This window comes from Acinetobacter sp. 'aerobic (ED)' (assembly GCF_904886855.1).
Classification (GTDB): Bacteria; Pseudomonadota; Gammaproteobacteria; order Pseudomonadales; family Moraxellaceae; genus Acinetobacter; species Acinetobacter courvalinii.
Window position 1 is genome coordinate 321929 of the sequence record NZ_CAJHGI010000004.1, and the last position, 23085, is coordinate 345013.

At 42.5% G+C, this 23085-nt stretch carries 17 protein-coding genes and 1 other RNA gene; 7 read left to right on the plus strand and 11 right to left on the minus strand.

Annotated elements, in window-relative coordinates; translation table 11 throughout:
- Nucleotides 1–16 precede the first annotated feature (16 nt).
- On the plus strand, nt 17–859 hold the full coding sequence (rsmI, locus tag JO943_RS10340) for a 16S rRNA (cytidine(1402)-2'-O)-methyltransferase (RefSeq protein ID WP_202740726.1): 843 nt from the start codon (nt 17–19) through the stop codon (nt 857–859).
- A 67-nt stretch (nt 860–926) separates the two neighbouring features.
- Here rsmI and JO943_RS10345 read toward each other — a convergent pair whose 3' ends face one another.
- Entirely contained in the window at nt 927–1568 is a 642-nt protein-coding gene (locus JO943_RS10345) for a cation transporter (RefSeq protein WP_202740727.1), read from the minus strand.
- A gap of 61 nt (nt 1569–1629) precedes the next feature.
- Here JO943_RS10345 and JO943_RS10350 point away from each other — a divergent pair, with 61 nt between their 5' ends.
- Nucleotides 1630–2079, plus strand: a complete 450-nt coding sequence (locus JO943_RS10350; RefSeq protein WP_005231696.1) for a MerR family transcriptional regulator — start codon at nt 1630–1632, stop codon at nt 2077–2079.
- A 25-nt stretch (nt 2080–2104) separates the two neighbouring features.
- Here JO943_RS10350 and JO943_RS10355 read toward each other — a convergent pair whose 3' ends face one another.
- The 5 genes from JO943_RS10355 to JO943_RS10375 all read right to left on the minus strand — a co-directional run bounded on the left by JO943_RS10355 (nt 2105) and on the right by JO943_RS10375 (nt 7442).
- Nucleotides 2105–2353: a hypothetical protein gene (locus JO943_RS10355; RefSeq protein ID WP_005231697.1), complete on the minus strand. Its 249-nt coding sequence runs from the start codon at nt 2351–2353 to the stop codon at nt 2105–2107.
- Between the two features lie 174 nt (nt 2354–2527).
- Nucleotides 2528–3760 (minus strand): FAD-dependent monooxygenase, encoded by a 1233-nt coding sequence (locus JO943_RS10360; protein ID WP_202740728.1) that lies wholly within the window; start codon nt 3758–3760, stop codon nt 2528–2530.
- The gene (gene ubiH, locus JO943_RS10365) at nt 3757–4968 is read right to left on the minus strand and encodes a 2-octaprenyl-6-methoxyphenyl hydroxylase (protein WP_202740729.1); all 1212 of its coding nucleotides are present in this window, start codon (nt 4966–4968) and stop codon (nt 3757–3759) included. The genes JO943_RS10360 and ubiH overlap by 4 nt, the downstream gene beginning before the upstream one ends.
- Before the next feature lie 458 nt (nt 4969–5426).
- On the minus strand, nt 5427–6740 hold the full coding sequence (locus JO943_RS10370; protein WP_202740730.1) for an aminopeptidase P N-terminal domain-containing protein: 1314 nt from the start codon (nt 6738–6740) through the stop codon (nt 5427–5429).
- Nucleotides 6741–6809: 69 nt separating this feature from the next.
- On the minus strand, nt 6810–7442 hold the full coding sequence (locus JO943_RS10375; protein WP_005231702.1) for a UPF0149 family protein: 633 nt from the start codon (nt 7440–7442) through the stop codon (nt 6810–6812).
- Nucleotides 7443–7508: 66 nt separating this feature from the next.
- On the opposite strand from JO943_RS10375, the gene JO943_RS10380 reads away from it, so the two are divergent.
- The 3 genes from JO943_RS10380 to ssrS all read left to right on the plus strand — a co-directional run bounded on the left by JO943_RS10380 (nt 7509) and on the right by ssrS (nt 8625).
- Complete coding sequence (locus tag JO943_RS10380) at nt 7509–8063, plus strand: hypothetical protein (RefSeq protein ID WP_004773773.1); 555 nt, start codon at nt 7509–7511, stop codon at nt 8061–8063.
- A 2-nt stretch (nt 8064–8065) separates the two neighbouring features.
- The gene (locus JO943_RS10385; RefSeq protein WP_009511386.1) at nt 8066–8353 is read left to right on the plus strand and encodes a cell division protein ZapA; all 288 of its coding nucleotides are present in this window, start codon (nt 8066–8068) and stop codon (nt 8351–8353) included.
- A 90-nt stretch (nt 8354–8443) separates the two neighbouring features.
- Nucleotides 8444–8625: non-coding RNA, 6S RNA (gene ssrS / locus JO943_RS10390), on the plus strand.
- A gap of 111 nt (nt 8626–8736) precedes the next feature.
- On the opposite strand, the gene JO943_RS10395 is transcribed toward ssrS, so the two are convergent.
- From JO943_RS10395 to JO943_RS10415, 5 genes are all read right to left on the minus strand, one after another.
- Nucleotides 8737–9177: an SMI1/KNR4 family protein gene (locus JO943_RS10395; protein ID WP_202740731.1), complete on the minus strand. Its 441-nt coding sequence runs from the start codon at nt 9175–9177 to the stop codon at nt 8737–8739.
- An 80-nt stretch (nt 9178–9257) separates the two neighbouring features.
- Nucleotides 9258–10496 carry a putative solute-binding protein gene (locus JO943_RS10400; RefSeq protein WP_202740732.1) on the minus strand — a complete coding sequence of 413 codons (1239 nt, stop codon included), beginning with the start codon at nt 10494–10496 and terminating at the stop codon, nt 9258–9260.
- Nucleotides 10497–10781: 285 nt separating this feature from the next.
- Nucleotides 10782–10982, minus strand: coding sequence for a hypothetical protein (locus JO943_RS10405; protein WP_005231707.1), 201 nt, complete (start codon nt 10980–10982; stop codon nt 10782–10784).
- Nucleotides 10983–11235: 253 nt separating this feature from the next.
- Complete coding sequence (gene tpgA, locus JO943_RS10410; protein WP_202740733.1) at nt 11236–12027, minus strand: trimeric autotransporter adhesin/peptidogylcan-associated protein TpgA; 792 nt, start codon at nt 12025–12027, stop codon at nt 11236–11238.
- Between the two features lie 57 nt (nt 12028–12084).
- A complete protein-coding gene (locus JO943_RS10415; protein ID WP_202740734.1) occupies nt 12085–19353 on the minus strand; it encodes an ESPR-type extended signal peptide-containing protein in 7269 nt (2422 codons plus the stop codon).
- 480 nt (nt 19354–19833) lie between these two features.
- Between JO943_RS10415 and JO943_RS10420 the strand changes: the two genes are divergently transcribed.
- Both JO943_RS10420 and lon read left to right on the plus strand, forming a co-directional pair.
- Nucleotides 19834–20421 (plus strand): 5-formyltetrahydrofolate cyclo-ligase, encoded by a 588-nt coding sequence (locus JO943_RS10420; protein WP_202740735.1) that lies wholly within the window; start codon nt 19834–19836, stop codon nt 20419–20421.
- 144 nt (nt 20422–20565) lie between these two features.
- Nucleotides 20566–22995, plus strand: a complete 2430-nt coding sequence (lon, locus tag JO943_RS10425) for an endopeptidase La (RefSeq protein ID WP_005288076.1) — start codon at nt 20566–20568, stop codon at nt 22993–22995.
- Nucleotides 22996–23085 lie beyond the last annotated feature (90 nt).

A 23085-nucleotide genomic window follows, 5' to 3' on the forward strand; every position in this document is an offset into this window, starting at 1 on the left:
GAGGGAGTTACCTTTTATGAGTGCTCAATTATTTGTTGTAGCAACCCCGATTGGGCACTTAGATGACATGACCTTTCGTGCAATTGATATATTAAAATCCGTTTCGGTGGTTGCCGCAGAAGACACTCGTCAATCTGCTCAATTATTCAAACACTATAATATCTCAACTCCACTAACCGCGTGTCATGATCACAACGAAAGTAACAAAATTGATCAACTTCTCCAAAAAATGTTAAATGGTGAAAGTGTTGCCTTAATTAGTGATGCTGGAACGCCCCTGATTAGCGACCCTGGTTTTAAACTGGTGCGTGCTGCACAAGAGCACGGCATTCGCGTGATTCCTGTGCCTGGTGCCTGTGCTGCGATTGCTGCATTAAGTGCGGTGGGTTTACCCAGTGACCGTTTTAGCTTTGAAGGCTTCTTGCCGTCGAAAGCGTCGCAACGGATTAACCAGCTGGAAAAGCTCAAAGATGAAACCCAGACCCTGATTTTTTATGAAGCACCACACCGTATTCTGGCCTGTATTCAGGATATGGCTCAGGTCTTTGGTGAAGATCGTCCTGTCGGTTTTGCCCGTGAAATTACCAAGACATTTGAAACCATCAAGAAAATGACCTTAAAAGAATTGGTCACCTTGATTGAAAATGATCACAACCAGCAAAAAGGTGAAATCGTGGTGGTGGTCGGCGGTGCTTCTGCCGAAAAAGATATGGAACAAGATAAACTGGATACGTTGTTAAAACGCCTATTACAGGATTTATCGGTAAAAGCAGCATCACAATTGGCTGCTGATTTGACCGGAATTAAAAAGAAAATCGCTTATCAACGAGCTTTAGAACTCACCCAACAAGACCAATAAAACCCCTAAGGGGCGATTACAAAAATCGTCCCCTTATCATTTTAATATGAAATAACGATACGCTGTTTTAAGCCTTGGTCATGAGATTTGTTTGATCCATTTTTCTTTCTGCTCTCGCCTGCTTAATCACAGCCAAACCAGAAGAAACACCTAAATACGCAATAACAAAAGCAACGAATAAATCGGGGAGCATAGTTCCTGTTCCAAATACACCGATCGCTGCGATAATGATCGCGATATTGGCAATCGCATCATTCCGACTGCATAACCATACCGAACGCATATTGGCATCGCCATCACGGAATGCATAGAGCATCAACGCAGAGATGACATTGACAGTCAATGCCAATACACCAATTGCGCCCATAAGCATTGGTTCAGGTGTTACACCTAGCCACCATGACCAAAACACTTTAACAATCACAAAAATACCAAATGCAGCCATGGTGATTCCTTTGACTAAGGCTGCGGTCGCTCGCCAGTATAGGGTCATGGACAATACAGCCAAAGAGATGGCATAGTTTGCTGCATCACCAGCAAAATCTAGTGCATCAGCCCAAAGTGAGACTGAACGTGCATGCGAACCACCAATAATCTCGACAAAGAACATCAGTGCATTTAGAACAAGCGCGATCCATAAAGCTTTGCGAAACTTTGGACTAATCTTTTGTGTTGGGGAACATGTTGTATTGCAACCACATCCTGCCATGACTTTTCTCACTTAATCTTTTATAGTGATTTAAAACCCTAGAGTAACTCCAGAGTCAAGCATGATAAATCTTACCATTGGGCAACTGGCAAAAAAGACGGGCGTATCAGTGGATACCATACGTTATTATGAAAAAATTGGGCTGCTTGAAAAAGCCAAACGTACGGCGGGCAATTACCGGCACTATTCTGAACAGATGCTGTCCGAGCTTCTGTTTCTCAAGCATTGCCGTGAACTGGGCATTACCTTACAGGATATCCAAAAGCTCAAGGATATGTCAGAGAACCCCAATCAAACCTGCATGGAAGTCGATCATCTGATTGATCAATATCTGGCTGAGGTTTCCCAGAAAATTAAAAATCTGGAACATCTAAAACAGGATCTAACCCATTTAAAACAGCAATGCTCACAATATCGTACCATTGAACAATGCGGAATTTTAAAGGAACTCCATCAGCCACTGGAGTGCGAACACGAATCACACCAGCACAAAAAAGCACCACAACCGTGATGCTTTTTTGCTGTCTTTATTCGACTTAATCTTGATGTTCATCGGGTGGGACTTCGGTAATGCGTCCACCACGTGCAAGAAACGCAGCAACTTCATCTTCTAAAGCCTGGCGCTGTTTCTGTTTTGCCGTTACCGTTAAGGTTTCAGCCTCGGCAAGGTCAGCATCATTGGCGCTCGATTCTTCGCTATCTGCACCAGTTTCTGCTGCTTTCGCCTCATCATCGTCTACAGCAGAATCTTCTGTGTTGTCGTCGTAATCATTCATTTCCGTCATATTAATCTCCCCACAATGACTAAACTTCTCATCATCGCTATTTGGTCATCAGAACTTGATGAAATTTAGCAAGCTCTTTTCATTTCGCAAAGTACAATATTGCTAAAATCGTATTTTTTACGACCAAATTCACTCTGATTTATAAATGATTGTTTAAAAAATATCTACTCTTTTTTAGCAAGCGTAACGGGTGTCTTTTAACACACCTAATCCGTTGGCCTGTTGCATGAAACGATCCTTAAACCCGTCAAATTGTTCGACCTGTTTTAAGCCAAAATTTCGTGCCCAGACAAACGGAAATAGCTCCGAACTTTCCAGCCAGCCAATCGCAGACATGCTATGCATCATGGCATCATTCTGACCTTTACGTTGGTGCTCGTAACGCAACAAGGTCTGTTCATTGGCCCATGCACCACGTTTTAAATCATGCAGTAACACATCACAAAGCACCGCGGCATCCAGACAACCTATATTCACGCCTTGTCCTGCCAGGGGATGAATCACATGTGCTGCATCACCAATCAATGCCAGCCCCGATTTAATATAACGCTGTGCAGCACGTGCCTTGAGTGGGAATTGTGCTCTGGAACGCACCTCAACCACTTCCCCCAGCATTTGCAGGCTTTCCTGAGTCAGCAATTGCATAAACTCTTGATCACTGAGTGCTGAATATTCATCGGCATAGTCATCGGGCAATGTCCAGACGATCGATTGCCAGTAACCATTGTCCTGTGCATCCAGACTGGCCATCGGTAAATAGGCCAATGGGCCGGTCGGCAAGAAAATCTGGCGAGCCACATACTGATTCGGTTGTGTGGTTTTAATCGCACAACTGATGGCAGCCTGTTTGTAATCTAGTACATCTAGATCGATATATGCCTGCTCACGTACAAATGAGTTGGCACCATCTGCACCAATCAATAACCTGGTTTTTAAGGTCGTACCATCCGCCAGTTGAATCGACCAGCCTTGGGGAATCTGTTCAATCCGGATGACTTTGACCTGGGTACGGTAGTCTTTAAGCTGCTGCAACATCTTTTGTTGAATGGCAACATTGAGGACACTCGGCTCAACCATCGAACCTAAGGCCTGATCTGAGTGTGGTGGCTGCTCAGAAGCATGGCCAAAATTGATTTCGCCATAGCCATTTTTATTCCAGACCTGCATGCCCGAATAAGGCATTTGCCGTGCCAGATCATTCCATACATCAACCGTTTTGAGTAAGTGAATGGTTGCCTGACTGAGTGCCAATACACGCGGATTCATGACCGCTAAAGTCTTGTCCTGATCAAGCACAGGCGCAGCATCCAGTACTGTGGCTTGTACGCCACCTTGGGCCAATAATAAAGCGCTTAGACCACCTACCAGTCCACCACCGACGATGACCACATCTAACAGTTCACTCATGCTTTTAGCCCCATCGCATAGTTGGCAACCAAAGGCTTAACCCCCGGAATCACATCAAATGCAATCAGCCCAGTATTACGTAATAATTTAAGGATTGGATTCTGATTACTAAAACCACGCACCACCGAATCACAGAACTTGATCACACGTTGCTGATCCTTTAAACGGGATTGCTCATAGGCCAGTAAATTTTCAGGCGCGCCAATATCATCAGACTTCGCCAGTTGCTCCATCAAGAAACGAACCAGTACATCGGCATCACGCAAGCACAGGTTAAAACCTTGTCCTGCAACGGGGTGAATGGTATGTGCGGCATTCCCCATCAGCACCACACGTCCAACAGCCTGCTTATGCGCCAACACTTGTGACAATGGATAACTAAAACGCTTGCCAGTTTTTTCAAATTTACCCGCACGATCACCATAAGTTTCCTGTAAAGCATCGAGGAAGTGCTGGTCATTTTCTTCGCCTAACCATTCTGCTTCTGTGCCCTTCTTCACCGGCCATACCACTGAACGACGGTATTCCCCCGGTAAAGGCAATAATGCCAATGGCCCTAATGCGCTAAAGCGTTCAAAACCAACGTGCTGATGCGGTTTAGAGGTTTGTACGGTCGTGACAATCGCGACCTGGTCATAATCATGCTCATCTACACCGACCCCGATGGCTTGTCGACAGAAAGAATCACGACCATCGGCTGCAATTACCAACCTGGATTTCAAGGAATGAATATATTCACCATTGCGCATCGCTTCGATGTGAACCTCATCTTCATTTTGCGTGAGTGAGGTCACTTGCACCCCGTCAATCAGCTCGATTAACGGCTGCTGACGCACTTGGGTCAGTAACACGCGTCCTAACCATGCATTCTCGATCACTTGTCCAAAGCTTTCTACTTTTTCTTGTTCAGCAACGAGGCGTGCCTTACCAAAACTACCCTGCTCGGTAATATGCACTTGCAGAATTGGGGTGGCATGTTGCTGTAAAGCTTCCCATAAACCTAACTTTTGGTAAATCTGTACGCTACGACGTGACAAAGCGGTATTACGTGCATCAAAACTGGAATGATAAGGGGCAACATTTTCATCGTCATAATTCGGATATTTCACAGCTTCTAATAGCTTCACTGCGATATTAGCTTTTGCCAACATTAAAGCAAGGCTGAGTCCAACCATACCTCCACCGACAATGATGACGTGTTGCTGCATAATATTATTCCTTATCAGTTTTTCATGACTTGATGTTTCGGGACCTATCTTACTCTAACTCAAATCAGGAAGGGAATTTGTACTTTGTTTGGTCTATGTTTTTAAAATATATTCAAAAGTTGTTTTGAACATCAAACTAAATAATCCGAGTTCCACAATAATATGATACTCGGAAATGTCATCCGCAACTGTTTGAGACAGGACTCCATTAATAAGGTATTGTTTCTGCGACTCATTAAATTAGCTGACAGCAATCAACGAGTTTTGCGGATGACAATGGTTTTGCCTACTTTTGCCGAAACAAAAGTAGGTCCAGCCGACGGCTTATCCTAAAATTGGATGATTACTCAAGAAGATTCCACAAAGATATTTTTTTCAATAAGTTAGAAAAATTTAAGTTAAACCTAAGGTAAATAAAAAGGCCTATCAATCGATAGACCTTTTTCTCAACTTCAAACTTAATTCGCAGCCATCAAACTTTCAATCTCCTCAACGGTTTTCACCACATTTTTGGTTAGAACCAATGGCCCATTTTCAGTGACCACAATATCGTCCTCGATACGAATGCCGATACCACGCCATTTTGCGTCGACCGTTTCATCATCAGGTGCAACATACAAACCTGGCTCAACGGTCACCACCATACCGGCTTCATAAGCACGCCAGTCTTCACCATTCTTATAAGCGCCGACATCATGCACATCCATACCGAGCCAATGCCCTGTACCATGCATATAGAATTGACGGAATGCTTCGCTTTCAACCAGCTCTTCCACATCCCCACTCATTAAACCAAGATCAACCAGACCTTGAGTTAAAATCTTTACCGCCACTTCATGCGGATATTTATAAGGATTGCCGATACGGGTTGCATCAATCGCAGCCAGCTGAGCATCAAGAACCACGTTGTATAATGCTTTTTGTTCAGGGCTGAATTTACCGTTTACCGGAAATGTACGAGTAATGTCCGATGCATAGAACTCATATTCACACGCCGCATCGATCAACACTAGATCACCATCTTTCAACGGCTTATTATTCTCAACGTAGTGCAAGATACAGGCATTTTCACCACCGCCGACAATACTGTTATAGGCTGGCACGCAGCCATTTTGACCAAAGATATAATTCAGTTCCGCTTCGAGTGCGTATTCCATCATCCCAGCTTTAACCGTTTGCATGGCACGGGTATGCGCTTCTGCACTGATATCCGATGCAATCTGCATCAACTCAATTTCTTGTGCTGATTTTTTTAAACGCATTTCATCAACAATACGATCAAGCTGTACGACTTCTGCGGGCGCAGTCCCCCCACGGTGTGCATCCGCCTTTTGCATCCATTGACTTACACGTGCATCAAATTCAGCATTCTGAGCAATACGATAGTAAAGACGGTGTTTATTTAATAACTTGTCGATGATTTCTTCATCAAGCAGATCAATTGCATAAGCTTCATCAGCTTCATAGATTTCAATCGCGCCATCAATTCCGGCACGATAGCCATTCCAGATTTCCATTTCACGATTGCGTTCACGACAGAATAAGCTATAGCTATATTCCTCACCCTCTTCAAAGGTTTCGATCACGGCAACCGCTTCTGGCTCTGCAAATCCAGTCAGATAATAAAAACTACTGTCGGCACGATATTTATAATCCGCATCGCGGTTACGATACATTTCTGCCCGCGTCGCAATAATTGCAATGCTATTGCTGCCTATATGTTGAGCGAGAAGATCACGACGTTGCTTAAAATCGGCCTGACTTAATTTCATATTGTCCTTCTGATGAAGATGAATGATTGTAAGTATCTTTATTTATAAAAGTTTAAGGCACCGCCCGAGTTAACTCGGACGATGTGGGGTAAACATTTCTACCACGGTTTGCGGATCGGAAGGGTTGTCTGAATTTCTGCTTTTAGCATGAAAATTTTGTAACAAAGAACTTTCAGCCACAGCAATCTTTTTACGGCCAATCGACAAGCTCACAGGAATCAGGCGTACAAACTCATACAATTCCTGATAGCTTTCTTCGCCTTCTTCATCATTGTCTGAGTCTTCAAACTCAACCGCTGCAACATCTTGTAAATGTTCAATCAGCTCTTGCTCCTCGCCACGAATATGACCCGAAGCCAAACCGAAACCCAGCACCACTCCGGCACACCAGTCAGCCAATGCCTGAACACGATCAACCAGCAAATGACTGTCATCCGGGAGCATCGGCAAATAGTCTAATTCATCATCAGATAAAGCATGCGCCACATCCTCTGCTTCATCCGTCAAACTGTCCAGTGCTTGGGGTTGTAAAGCAGGTACATTAAGGGTGTTTAAGATTTGTGACCATTCATCTGCGGTTGGCGCTTGTGTCACACAAACTATACCAGTGAGTAAACCATGTAACTCACTTGGACTTGAAATTTCTTCAATCCCATCAAAATGGGCATTCCATTCCGTCCAACCTGAAATATCGTCTTGCATTCGTTTATCCAATCTCTATACTGCTGTATATATTACCTTTGATTGCAACTCTGTGCGACCTTCGTTATGTTAGAACAATTACAGCGTCTACAAGCGCATATTGGTGTTTTAAAAACACGCCTACATCACTTTGAGCGAGAAAATACATCGCTCACTGAAGCTAAACAATTAGCTGAAACTGACCATCATGCACAAGTTGTGCAGAAAAATAGCATCATCACGCAAAAGCAGGAAGAAGTTGATAACTTAACTGAACAACTGACTCAGTTACAAGATCAATTTAAACAACTGAATCAAGATGCAACAACTTTAGCGGAACGTTATAGCCGTTTAGAGAAAAGCACCACCGATTTAAAAAATCGTTTTCAGGAAATCTTGGCCGAGCGTAACGACTTGCGTGTCAACAAAGAAAAATTACAGGCACAGCAACGTCATAGCCAACAAGAAATTCAGGATTTACAACAGGATCGCGATCGCTTGTTGCAAAAAAATGAACTTGCAAAATCTAAAGTGGAAGCCATTATCCAGCGTCTTTCTATTTTAGGTACCGCCCAAGATCAACATGCACAAGAAATTCAGCAACTCGCTCATCCCAATGCTGAAACTCACGAGGAGACCTGATCATGAGTGAATCCATTGTTGTCGAACTTCGCTTGATTGAACAGACTTTCCGTTTAAATACGACTGAAGATAAACGTGAAGAGCTGGAACGTGCGGCTGAATTGCTGAATCAGAAGTTTCATGACATGCGTCGCAATGCGCCACGCGTAGAACATAACAAACTGGTAATCATGGTGGCCCTGCAAATGGCGCAGGAAGTGTTTAGCCTGAATAAGTCTTTACAGGAATATGCCCACTGCGAACGTCTGCTCCAGACCATTTTGGAAGATGTCGAACAAACTGTTGAGTAAAATTGCACAAAGCCCCATCAATTAGTAAGTATCTTTACAGATAACTGCCTTGTAAGGATTGTCATCGCGTAAAGATCAGTTATACTAAAACTGTCTCTAGGGTGTTCGCCAGTACGTCTAGTCCCCTGCCGATACTTATATTTATGGATGTGTTCTGTGTATTTTGAGTGTATGCCTGCCTCGAGTAGGAAACCCATTAAGTACGCGTCACCTCCACCTTGAACTCATCGGGTTCAGGGTAACGACCATGCAGCGGCACCTCTGGAGCATTATTTTTAATATAAAAATAATAACTAACATCAAACCATTTTTCTCTAAAACCTTTCTTTTTCTACTCTATTTATCAAACATAGACATATTGTTAGTAGGCGTTAAAGATATTTTTATAATAATTTATTACTATCAATTAAATATTGCTGTAAAAATGCTGTGAATGAATCAGCAATTTTTCTTTTTGATGATCCTCCCACATGATATACAACACCATCCGAACCAATCTGATCGAGTAGTACTGCATATCCCCAACACCACACTAGATAGTCCGAAAATACAAAACAGTTAGGATATAAAAACTTATCTTTATCATAGTAGCTTGAAATACTTTCAACCGATTGAAATTCACCCAGCGACACGAACGTAAAATATTTATCATCCATATTTCGGTCAGCTATACCATTGAATTCCAAAAAGTAAGCTCTTAAAACTGGTGATAATTTAACTTGATGCTTATATTCAAAAGCCAAAATTTCCTGCCACGTTGCTGGTTTATTCAAGCTTATATTCTGTTTCTGCAATTTACGTTTAATCTTATTAATTAAATCCATGATTTATCCTACTAGATATCAATCTAAATAAAATAAATCATTCCTACAAACCAGATGATCAATTCTTTGGATATGGTTTATTACTCATCATTTAAAGCACATTCATAATTGCTTGGCTCTTGCGAACAACGCACCTGCTTCAACAACTTCATCATATCTTTGTCGTAAAAACCTTCTTTGGTCATTTGAATCCGCGCTTCACGCATCAAACGCACATAACCAGGCTTATCACTTTCATTCAGTTTTAACCAGAACTTGTCTGGAATCTTGGCTTCAATCTTGTCTACAAATTCAAAGGCGGGATTCAACTGTTTGGAAATCACTTCACGAGCAATCGAGCCCATCCCTGCCGGAAACTTATTGCGCTGCATAATCAAGGTTCCTGTCACCTGTATCACAGGAAATTTAATAATACCGCCAACCGCTTTACCTGATTTATCGGTCATGCCTTTTTGTAGATCCAATGGCTCAAATAAAATCGCTGGCCCAGCCATGATATCGACTTCTTTATTATTAAACTTTCCGCCCACTGTCACCAGATCGACAGAAACCGGTTGTGCACCGACATTCTGTACCAGTTTCTTTTGCGTTTCATCAAACTGGAATACCGCAACCTTTTTACCCGCAGCTTTTGCCAAGGTATTAATATTACGATCGGTCACCATGATATAGGCGGCACCCAAAGGTACGATTCCCACGACTTCATAATCTTTATTGACCATCTTTTCATCGAATTTTGGATTGGCCAAAACCTGAATGACGGAACTGAGCTGCTTATAAGTTTGCAATGCACCAATCGCATCAATACTGCCGACGAATTTATTAAATTGTTTGGCACGGAGGTTACTGATTCCGGCACCATCACAGCGCTTGCTACGGAAATCCTCAGTAAGCACCGCTTCATTGGTATAGACCTTGAGATTGACTAAGGTTGAGGCCTGTTTTTTTAATTTGGGGTAATCAAAATCCAGTTTAAATTGTAAATGCGAAGGCCGGGTCACATTCATGTTGACGCCGAACTGTTTTGCAACACGAACCATGCGCGGGATTTCAGTAATATAACTGGTGGCCTGCTCAAATGCTTCACTATGCTCGCCATTAGGTGAAAACACACATAAAGTGACTTGCTTGGAAATCTGTTGCCAGGTTTTCGGATCATTGAGCAACTGTTTGATCTTATTCTGTGAATGTGTCGAAAGCGTCAAGTCCAGTTTGCCTTCGGGTGCTGCATAAGCTGTATTCATCAGCAGAATTGAACTTGCCAAAGTACAATGAACCAAAAAGGATTTTGTAAATTTGATAAATTTATTATTTTGCATGGTCCGATCCATTTTTAGCTATTTCCCAACAGTTTTATTCAAGTTAAGGAGAAAAGATAAAAATAGAATTGACTGTATTTAGTTAGCTGATGTCAATTGTGTCAATATAAATCAGGCGCTTAAATTTAAGCACTAAAAGATGCTTGGCAATGCAAGGATGTGGTCTTGTAACAGGAATTTCGCGTTTATCGGATATTTTTATAAATCGGTAGATTTAATTGAAATATGGTAAATAAGCTGCTCTTTAGCGCATTAAAACCAGCAGCTTATCCAAGGCTTTTTAAATTAAATAAATGACCAGAGCACATTTTCATCCTGGGGTTTTAACAAAAAGCTGGTCTGAGCATCATCTTCTACCACGATATGCTGATTCGAAATCATTTTCACCTTGAGCAAAGTATCATTTTCATAAACCAGATCACGTTTACCTTCTTTTTTTAAGACAAGCATTTGATCCAGAACAATGAGATTTTTTGATTCAAACATGTTTTTCCCCTCGTAAGCGATACCCGGTGAATGACTTTTTCAAGCAACTATTTCACGCCGTGCATTTTAGATCATTTATTAAGCATAATTATATGTTTTGTCTAACAGTTCACAAAAAATTATCTTTTTGCCTTATCTGAAGCAAAAGTAATTCTGTTTGACTTAAAATGCTTGATGACATCTAGCTGACTGATTTCATATAGAAATAAAAAATGGCCACTATTAAAGCAGCCATTTTTTAAGATGAACTGTATTACCAGCTTACGTTAACGCGTCGGTTTGGTGCCAAACAGCCCACAAGTTTAGCGTTGGCTTTGCTGCCTGCACATTGTTGATAAAGGTCAGTCTGGCTATTTGCCTGAATCTGGATACGGTTTGCATCTACACCTTCATTTACCAGCAACTTCGCGACTGTATTGGCACGTTGTGCTGATAATTGGTGGTTATACGCAAATTTACCCAACGGATCAGCAAAGCCAGAGACAAGGATTGGACCTGTCGCATTGCCTTGTTTAATACGTTGTGCAATTGCTGATACTGAAGCCGAACCTTGTTCAATTGCATTGGCATTGAATCGGTCAAAGGCAAAGAATACGCTACCAGAACGTGCAGTATTTACGTTTGCATCGCTCGGCACCTGATTATTTGCACCCCAAGCCATTAAACCCTCACAGGCTTCACCTTTCCATGACAATCTTTCTGACAGATATTTTTTGTCAAAATCGACACGGAGTTGGCAACGTAAATAGTCTTGGCTATTCGGCTGACGAATATCTAAAACATAGTTCCAGGTTTTTACCAAGAATACGCCTTCGCTAAATTGAGGATTGCCCAATAAATGACGGATCTGGTCTTTGGTTAAACCTGTATCTAAACGGGCAACGTCATCATATTCATAACGCTTTACCTGTTTTAAATAACTTTTTTCAACCGCAGGAAACTTGATTTCTTCCTGTTGAACTACCGCTGTATCTTCGTCTGCATAAGTCGCTACCGAGAAACCGGCAAGAGCTGCTACTGCCAAGCATTGAATCGTTTTTTTCATTTCATAACTCTCTTGATATGTTGAGTAAGGAGAGCCTGCGCTCTCCCCGCCAGTTTCTTAGTTAATGACACCACTTACACCGATACGTACGCTTGGCTCACCTTGCGATGCTGCAGCAACACCACCGGTAATTGACCAGCGGCCATTATCCGAAGTTTTACGCAAGGTAACGCCGACTGCATTTTCACCGCCATGGTAAGCAGCACCCGCAGCATAGGTATATTTACCTGCAACGAATGGAGCTGCTTCCAATGCCATTGCTGCTGCAATACCCGCATTGGCTTTTTTCTCTACGCTATCGATACGCTGGTTCGTGTCGTAGAACGCTTGCTGTAACTGATCACCCAAGTTCGTAATACGGTTACCCAATTCCTGATTTGACTGGTTCAGGGTACCAATCGCATCATGGATATTGTCTTTACCTGTGCCACCAATGTTGTTGGTTTTGATCGTACCGTCTTTTGGATCAATAGTCGTGTTACCACCAATGCTGTTCTTGATGCTGTCAGAGATATTATGGATCTGACCACCATTCACAGCCTCTTTAGAGTCTTTGGCAATGGTTCCATTATCGACGCCCTTAATGACACGGTCGCCATCTTTACCTGCCATATTGACACTCTTACCACCAGTGTCTTTACCAACCGTGATTTCGCCCTTCGGATCCTGTTGCTGAACAAGACCAGACTTACCATTGTTGATGTTGTTGATATTGTTCTGGATGTTCTGGATATCATTGGTGTTCTTGTCAACATTCTGTTTGACATCCCACAATTGACCGCCATTCACCGCATCTTTAGAACCTTGCTCAACCTTACCATCAGCAACATTCTTCAAGTTAGTGCCCTTATCGCCACCACCTAAAGTCACTGAGTTTTTATCAACATTGCCATCTTTGTCTTTGTCATACTTCACAGCATTATCAGACAAATCACCAATCTCTTTACCAATTTGGTCTTTAACATCATTGATTTGCTTGTCCAGCTGGCCTTTATTTACAGCATCTTTCGCATCGACACCGTCAGCAACATTGGTAATTTTCTTACCACCAGCATCAACACCATTAATGGTGATACTTGGGCCACCTTTAATTACCAGGCCATTGTTGTTCAACACTGTATTGCCCGTGGTAATGCTGTCGAACTTCGCATCTTTCAACAATTCGATTTTGATACCATCTTCTGTCGTACGGGTAATGACATTTTCACCGCTAGTCTTGTCTTCTGCTGTTGCAGCATCCGCTCCACCTACGATGTTGAGCTTGTCACCCAACTTACGATGAACGTCTTTACCTGCATTACCAGCAAAGTTGAGACCTTTATTGGTCAGGTCATTCACACCATTGGTCACCTTGTCATCGACTGACTTGATCGCATCATTGATGTTGTTTTTACCTGTACCACCAATGTTATTTGTGGTAATGCTACCGTCCTGATTAACCGTGGTGTTACCACCGATGCTGTTCTTGATGCTGTCAGAAATATTCTTGATCTGACCGCCATTCACCGCATCTTTAGAACCATTGGCAATTGAACCGTCGGCAACGTTAGTAATGACTTTATTACCTGCATTGATGCCATCTTTAGTAATGCTTGGGCCATCTTTGATAGTTAAGCCATTATTGTTGAGTACGCTATCGCCAGTCGTTACGCTGTCTAAGGTCAGGTCTTTCTTGGTCGATACTTCGTAGTTGGTACTGCCATCTTTATTGGTCGTTTCCTTAACAACAATGTTGTCGCCTTCAGTCACTGTGGTTTTCGCTTTGGTTGCAGCGTCTTTCACATTGCTGATCGCATCATTGATGTTGTTTTTACCTGTACCACCAATGTTATTCGTGGTGATGCTACCGTCCGGATTAACCGTAGTGTTACCACCGATGCTGTTCTTGATGCTGTCAGAAATATGCTTGATCTGACCGCCATTCACAGCATCTTTAGAACCATTGGCAATTGAACCGTCAGCAACGTTGGTAATGACTTTATTACCTGCATTGATGCCGTCTTTAGTGATGCTTGGGCCATCTTTGATGGTTAAGCCATTGTTGTTCAATACGCTGTCGCCAGTGGTGATGCTGTCGAACTTCGCATCTTTCAACAATTCGATCTTGATGCCATCTGCTGTCGTACGGGTAATGACATTTTCACCGCTGGTCTTGTCTTCTGCTGTTGCTGCATCAGCACCACCCACGATGTTTAATTTGTCACCCAACTTACGATGAACGTCTGCACCTGCATTGCCAGCAAAGTTTAGACCTTTATTGGTCAAGTCATTTACACCATTAGTCACCTTGTCATCGACTGACTTGATCGCATCATTGATGTTGTTTTTACCTGTGCCACCAATGTTATTTGTGGTAATGCTACCGTCCGGATTCACCGTAGTGTTACCACCGATGCTGTTCTTGATGCTGTCAGAAATATGCTTGATCTGACCGCCATTCACGGCATCTTTAGAACCATTGGCAATTGAACCGTCAGCAACGTTGGTAATGACTTTATTACCTGCATTGATGCCATCTTTAGTGATGCTTGCGCCATCTTTGATGGTTAAGCCATTGTTGTTGAGTACGCTGTCGCCAGTCGTTACGCTGTCTAAGGTCAGGTCTTTCTTGGTCGATACTTCGTAGTTGGTACTGCCATCTTTATTGGTCGTTTCTTTAACAACAATGTTGTCGCCTTCAGTCACTGTGGTTTTCGCTTTGGTTGCAGCGTCTTTCACATTGCTGATTGCATCATTGATGTTGTTTTTGCCTGTACCACCAATGTTATTCGTAGTGATGCTACCATCCGGATTAACCGTAGTGTTACCACCGATGCTGTTCTTGATGCTGTCAGAAATATGCTTGATCTGACCGCCATTCACCGCATCTTTAGAGCCATTGGCAATTGAACCGTCAGCAACGTTAGTAATAACTTTATTACCTGCATTGATACCATCTTTAGTGATGCTTGGGCCATCTTTGATGGTTAAGCCATTGTTGTTCAATACGCTGTCGCCAGTGGTGATGCTATCGAATTTCGCGTCTTTCAACAATTCGATCTTGATGCCATCTGCTGTAGTACGGGTAATGACGTTTTCACCGCTAGTCTTGTCTTCTGCTGTTGCAGCATCAGCACCACCCACGATGTTGAGCTTGTCACCCAACTTACGATGAACGTCTGCACCGGCATTACCAGCAAAGTTCAAGCCCTTGTTTTCCAACTCGGTCTTGGTGTTGTCAATCTTGCTGTTTAGCTCAGTCTTGGTATCGGTAATCTGAGTGGTTAACTGATCTTTAGTGTCATTTAACTTGTTATTGGTATCCGTGATCTGGTTACCCAAGTCTTTTTTAGCATCGTCTAACTTGTTGTTGGTATCGGTAATCTTGTTATCCAGACCATCTTTGGTTTTGGTTAACTGGTCAACATTCACTGCATCTTTACCATTTACACCATCAGCAACGTTAGTAATAACTTTATTACCTGCATTGATACCATCTTTAGTGATGCTTGGGCCATCTTTGATGGTTAAGCCATTGTTATTCAATACGCTGTCGCCAGTGGTGATGCTGTCGAACTTCGCATCTTTCAACAATTCAATCTTGATGCCATCTGCTGTCGTACGGGTAATGACATTTTCACCACTGGTCTTGTCTTCTGCTGTTGCAGCATCCGCTCCACCTACGATGTTGAACTTGTCACCCAAGTTACGATGAACATCTTTACCCGCATTGCCAGCAAAGTTCAAGCCCTTGTTTTGCAACTCGGTCTTGGTATTGTCAATCTTGCTGTTTAGCTCAGTCTTGGTATCAGTAATCTGATTAGTTAACTGATCTTTAGTGTCATTTAACTTGTTATTGGTATCCGTGATCTGGTTACCCAAGTCTTTTTTAGCGTCATCTAACTTGTTGTTGGTATCGGTAATCTTGTTATCCAGACCATCTTTGGTTTTGGTTAACTGGTCAACATTGACTGCATCTTTACCATTTATACCATCAGCAACGTTAGCAATAACTTTATTACCTGCATTGATGCCATCTTTAGTGATGCTTGCACCATCTTTGATGGTTAAACCGTTGTTGTTGAGTACGCTATCGCCAGTGGTGATGCTGTCGAACTTCGCATCTTTCAACAATTCGATTTTGATGCCATCTGCTGTCGTACGGGTAATGACATTTTCACCGCTAGTCTTGTCTTCTGCTGTTGCAGCATCAGCGCCACCCACGATGTTGAGTTTGTCACCCAAGTTACGATGAACGTCTGCACCGGCATTACCAGCAAAGTTCAAGCCCTTGTTTTGCAACTCGGTCTTGGTATTGTCAATCTTGCTGTTTAGCTCAGTCTTGGTATCAGTAATCTGATTAGTTAACTGATCTTTAGTGTCATTTAACTTGTTATTGGTATCCGTGATCTGGTTACCCAAGTCTTTTTTAGCATCATCTAACTTGTTGTTGGTATCGGTAATCTTGTTATCCAGACCATCTTTGGTTTTGGTTAACTGGTCAACATTGACTGCATCTTTACCATTTACACCATCAGCAACGTTAGTAATAACTTTATTACCTGCATTGATGCCATCTTTAGTGATGCTTGCGCCATCTTTGATGGTTAAACCGTTGTTGTTGAGTACGCTATCGCCAGTGGTGATGCTGTCGAACTTCGCATCTTTCAACAATTCAATTTTGATGCCATCTTCAGTAGTACGGGTAATGACATTTTCACCGCTGGTCTTGTCTTCTGCTGTTGCAGCATCAGCACCACCCACGATGTTGAGCTTGTCACCTAAGTTACGATGAACGTCTGCACCTGCATTACCAGCAAAGTTCAAGCCCTTGTTTTGCAACTCGGTCTTGGTGTTATCAATCTTGCTATTTAGCTCAGTTTTAGTATTGTTAATTTGATTACCTAAATCTGTTTTAGCATCATTCAGATTTTTATTGGTATCTGCAATTTGATTGCCCAAATCAGTTTTGGTGTTATCAATTTTCTGATCCAGATTGGTAATGTTTTGCGCATTCTCATTCACACGAGCATCAACATGTTTAAGCTGACGAACAGTCACGGCATCAGAATCAGCTGCACCATCTTCAACATTGGTGATACGGCGCTCTTTACCCGCAGAACCAACAGAGATCACACCATTTGACATTGATGCATCACGATTGGTGAGGAATGAGTTTCCAGTTGCTTCTGTCGCAACTGCATCTTGTCCTAATGCCACACTGTTTTCTGCTTCAACCCGGCTGCGTGCACCTAAGGCTACACCACCGACAACCAGAGATTGCGCACCTTGACCCACAGCAACTGCATTTTCCTGATCAGCTAAAGCACCGCCACCAATTGCAGCAGCGTTTTTGCCTGTCGCCTTGGCACCGCCACCAATCGCAGCAGCATTTTCATTGCTTGCTTCAGCACCTTTACCTACCGCAGCAGCACTATCACCCGTTGCTTTGGCATTGCTACCGATTGCAGCAGCACCATTACCTGTTGCAGTCGCACCTTCGCCTGGTTTATTACCCGAACCAATTGCAGTTGAATTGGTCCCAGACGCAAGTGAGTTAATCCCCATTGCCGATGCGCCATCGCCTGTCGCCTGAGCGACCGCACCAAATGCAGCAGCACCTTTACCTGATGCATTTGACATCACACCAAATGCAGCTGATGCATCACCTGTTGCTTTAGAGGTCATACCAAATGCAGACGAAAATGCACCTGTACCTAAAGCCTGAGTACCAACTGCTGTTGAACCATGATTCGCTTCAGTGGTTGGATAACTACCCGCTTTTAATACACCACCTGTAATGTCAGTATATTTTTGACTTAACTCAGTATCTCGTGCAATTTTATCAACATCATCACCACCAATGGCAACGGATGAGTTACCGCGTGCAATAACATCTGCACCAATTGCCACAGACTGGTCACCAATCGCCTTAGTCTGGTCACCGATTGCAATAGACTGGTTACTATTTATCCCTTCTGCACCTTTGGTCGATGAGCCACGACCAATCGCTACATCACCACGACCAACCGTATTGGCACTTGCACCCATCGCAACAGAACCTGAACCTACAGCCTGGGCACCACTTCCCATTGCCATCGCTTCACGTCCAGCTGAACTTGCATTTACACCAACAGCAATCGAATTAAGACCTTTTGCGCCATCATTCTCATAGTTACCGCCTTGTACACCATTATCATTTACGCTGACATAATGGGTACGTGCCGCTTTTAACTGACGAACAGTAGCAGCATCAGAGTCAACAGCACCATCTGCAACATTCTGGATACGACGTTCAGCACCCACATCACCAATAGACAAAACGCCTGTTGGAGCAGCTTGCTTGGTCAGGAAACTTTCGCCTGTCGCCTGAGTTGCTTTTGAATCTTTTCCTAGTGCAATACTGTTTTCTGCTTCTGAACGCGCACCTTTACCAACAGCGACACCACCATCAAAAGAAGCTTCTGCCTGGTCACCGATAACAACTGCATCGTCTTTGTTTGCCTTAGCACCGGTACCAATCGCAACTGATTTTTTACCTGTAGAAGATGAAAATGCACCAATTGCCAAAGAGTTTTCCTGGGTCGCAACCGCACCACCACCAAATGCAATCGAATCTTTACCTGTTGCCTTGGTCGCCATGTTTGGCTGATATGAAGCACCTGCCTGACCTGCGACAGAACCGGCATTTTCAATATCAGGTGAACCAATTGCAATTGAACGGTAACCTTCTGCTGTTGCAGAGTGACCAATCGCTAATGAACCTTTCCCTGTCGCAGCAGCCACGTTACCAATAGCCTGAGAGAAATCTCCAATTGCTGCTGACTGACGACCAATCGCAAGTGCAGTATTACCGGCAGACAGTGCTCCAGTACCAATGGCAACACCTGCAATTTCTTTTACTGATGCATAAGAACCAATTGCAGTACCCAAGCCTTTCTCAACATTTGCTCCTGTACCAAAGGCAATTGATCCACCCTCTTTATTGCCCCCATCAGCGAATGCACCCGTAGTGTTGTTATATGGATTATTACGGTCTGCAATTAATGAACCACGCCCTAAAGCGGTTGTTTTAGAACCACAACCAATTGCAATATCAGAACGATTACCAGCACTTGCTTGAGTTTCTACACATTGAGCAGATGAAATACCTGTTCCCGGCCCTTTTCCATTTTCAATACCTTGTGCCGCAAATGCTGCAGGAGAAAAACTAATTGCACCAACCAATACTGCAGCGGTTAGATTTGAAATTTTAGATTTAGTCTTGGTTCTACTTTTTGCCAGTTCAGAAGTTGCGACCCATGCTCCAATAGATGCATTCCAAACCACTTTATATACTTTGTTCATAAAAATTCTCAGACGTTTACTACAGTTATGGATGGTCTAAAAATGCAAATGAGCATTTTTAGTGTCAGCGCTAAAAAAGAGACGCGGATGCTAATAAACCCGAGTAAATTGGTAAAGATACAGTGAACATTTTTTGATAAAATGTGAGACTTATTTCTCATATTATTAAAAAATCATATAAAATAAATCCATGATTTAACTACAAAAATAATTCTATGTTTTATTTTGTCTTCATTTTGTTTCTTTTTATAAATAAAATGAAAAGTAGAGCAAAAACTCAATAAAACAAAGCAAAATAATATTCAATACCTTTAATTATCATTAATTATTGAAATAAGTAATCAAAAAACCATTTATTAGCTGGAATAAAAATAACCACAACACTATCAATTTTTACTTATAAATTCCAAAACACTGGGTTTTAGATATTGTTTGCTAAATCGAGTATGATTCTCTTATCCAAAATATTGCTGCAATCTTATGGGCCAAGATTTAAAATTATTAAGAAAACAGCTACGCGTTAAAAGAAGACAACTCTCCTCTTATCAACAAAAGCAAGCTGAACAGCAGGTTTTGTTTCAGCTCAGAAAATCAGTCCCTTTTCAAACATCAAGAAAAATCGGGCTGTATCTACATGCCTTTGGTGAAATTCATACTCACAAAATTCTAAAACTCTGTTTTCAGCACGGAAAACAGGTCTATTTACCCATGATCTGTAATATGAACCGGCAACTGGTCTGGGTCCGGGTGCATTCAAAGCAATATCTTAATCAACGCTTTTCACACCATCCGCTTGGGATGAAGGAACCCATGGCAAATCGCGGCCACCATGTTTCCCGACTCGATCTACTGCTTATGCCTTTGCTGGCCTGTGATTATCGGGGAACACGTATCGGCATGGGAGGTGGTTTTTATGACCGGACTCTAGCCAGTGCTCAACAACGTCCTTATCGTCTTGGCCTGGCCCATGACTTCCAATATATACAACAACCTTTATTACGGGAGAAATGGGATCAACCTCTAGATGGATTACTCACGCCTAAAAAATTCTATTTTTTCAAGCGCTAACTCGTACTTTTTGTTATCACGGCCCTAAATCTTGAGTAATTTAGTCTTTTTTTTATATTTTCTAAGTAAAAACCCTTGTAATTTTTAAAATGCACATCACTATAAAAAACATGGCAACACCGTTGTCACTCATTAGGAGTGCCCATGTCTGAATATATTTTAAATAATGAAACAAGCTTAGAGCCACAGGTTCCAAGTGTATTACCACTATTAGCGTTACGTGATGTTGTGGTGTATCCGCACATGCAAATTGCGCTATTCGTGGGTCGTGAAAAATCGATCAATGCAGTGGATGTGGCTCGTAACAGTGACAATTTAGTATTTGTAGTTGCGCAAAAAGATTCGCTTACAGAAGAAATTGATCACGATAATCTCTATCAATATGGAACTGTGGCTAAAATCGTACAGGTTGTTAATCATGAAAATGATGAAAACTGCATTAAAGTACTGATCGAAGGCCTACACCGTTCTAAGTTAGAACGTATTATTGATGGTGAAGAATACTTAACAGCTGAACACCATTTAAGCCCAATGACATTATCTTTGGATCAAGAGACCCAAGAAACTCGCTTAAATGAATTACGTACCCTTTTTGCTCAATATGCCGAAGCAAAATTACGTAATGCGCGTGAACTCGTCGCAGCAGCAAATAAAATTGAAGACTTATTACAATTGATGTTCTTCGTTGCCACTCGTGTGCCTTTAAATATTGAAGTCAAACAAAAATTTTTAGAGCACGATGAATTTGAAGCTCACTTGCAAGAGTTGATGAATTATTTGATGAATCAATCTGCTGAACAGCAAATTGAACAAACGCTGCACGACAGTGTAAAACGCCAAATGGAAAAGAACCAACGTGAATACTTTCTAAATGAAAAAATGAAAGTCATTCAACGTGAACTTTCCGATATGAATGGCGGGGCTGAAGATGACGTTGCAGAAATTGAAAAACGTCTGGCTGAAGCCGATTTACCTGAACACGTCCGCAAAAAAGCTGAAGCTGAGTTTCGTAAACTTAAGGCCATGCAACCTGCTTCAAGTGAAGCCGCTGTAGTTCGCAACTATCTGGAAGTAATTTTGGATACGCCATGGAACAAAGCCAGCAAGGTGAGCATTAACCTGAATAAAGCTCAGGAAATTCTTGATACCGATCATTACGGCCTAGATGACGTTAAAGATCGTATTGTGGAATATCTTGCGGTTCAGTCTCGTGTGAAAAAACTCAAAGGTCCGATCCTCTGTCTCGTCGGTCCTCCAGGTGTGGGTAAAACATCGCTTGGCGAATCTGTTGCCAAAGCGACAGGCCGTGAGTTTGTTCGTATGGCACTCGGTGGTGTACGTGATGAAGCTGAAATTCGTGGTCACCGTCGTACCTATATCGGTGCGATGCCAGGTAAAATCGTGCAGTCGTTGACAAAAGTTGGTGTGAAGAACCCATTGTTCTTACTCGACGAAATTGACAAGATGGCACAAGATTATCGTGGCGACCCGGCATCAGCCTTGCTTGAAGTTCTAGATCCATCACAAAACAGCAAGTTCAATGACCATTATTTAGATCTTGATCTTGACCTTTCTGAAGTGATGTTCATCTGTACCGCAAACAGCATGAATATTCCAGAGGCCTTACTGGACCGTATGGAAGTGATTCGTCTACCGGGTTATACCGAAGATGAAAAAGTCAATATTGCTGAACGTTACCTTGTTCCGAAAGCAATCAAGAACAATGGCTTACGTACTAAAGAATTGACTGTTCATGAAGAAGCAATCCGTGACATCGTACAACGTTATACACGTGAAGCGGGTGTTCGTAGCTTAGAGCGTGAAGTCTCTAAAATTGCCCGTAAAGTGGTAAAAGAAGCGGTCAGCAAGAAGTCGAAAAACTTACAGATTGACGTGACTTCTGCCAATCTTCCTGAATACTTGGGTCCGCATAAGTTTGACTTTGGTATCGCAGAAGATGAAGCACAGGTGGGTCGTGTCAACGGTCTGGCTTGGACGTCTGTTGGTGGTGAATTGCTGACCATTGAGGTTGCTGCAGTTAAAGGTAAAGGTAAATTCATTACAACCGGTTCACTCGGTGATGTTATGAAAGAGTCGATTACCGCAGCAATGACCGTGGTACGTACCCGTGCGGATGAATTGGGCATTGAATCTTCACGTTTTGAAGAAACCGATGTTCACGTGCATTTACCTGAAGGTGCAACACCAAAAGATGGTCCATCTGCTGGTTTAGCTCTTACGACTGCCCTTGTATCGGCATTCACAGGTATTCCGATTCGTCCAGATATCGCCATGACCGGTGAAACCAGTCTCGGTGGCCGTGCGATGCGTATTGGTGGTCTGAAAGAGAAACTTCTTGCAGCACACCGCGGCGGAATCAAGCTGGTCTTCATTCCACAAGATAACGTTCGCGACTTGGCTGAGATTCCAGATAACGTGAAAGAAGGTTTAGAAATCAAGGCTGTGAAAAGTATTGATGAAATCCTGCCTTTAGCGTTAACGGATACACCAAAGCCTTTACCTAAAACACCGATTGTAAAACCGGTGGAAGAGGCAAAAGCTGCACGTCACTAAGCAGTAACTGATAAAAGAGAGAGCTTCGGCTCTCTTTTTTTGTTACATCTTCTGGTTGAAAAATAACCAATATCTTGCATAATAAAATAG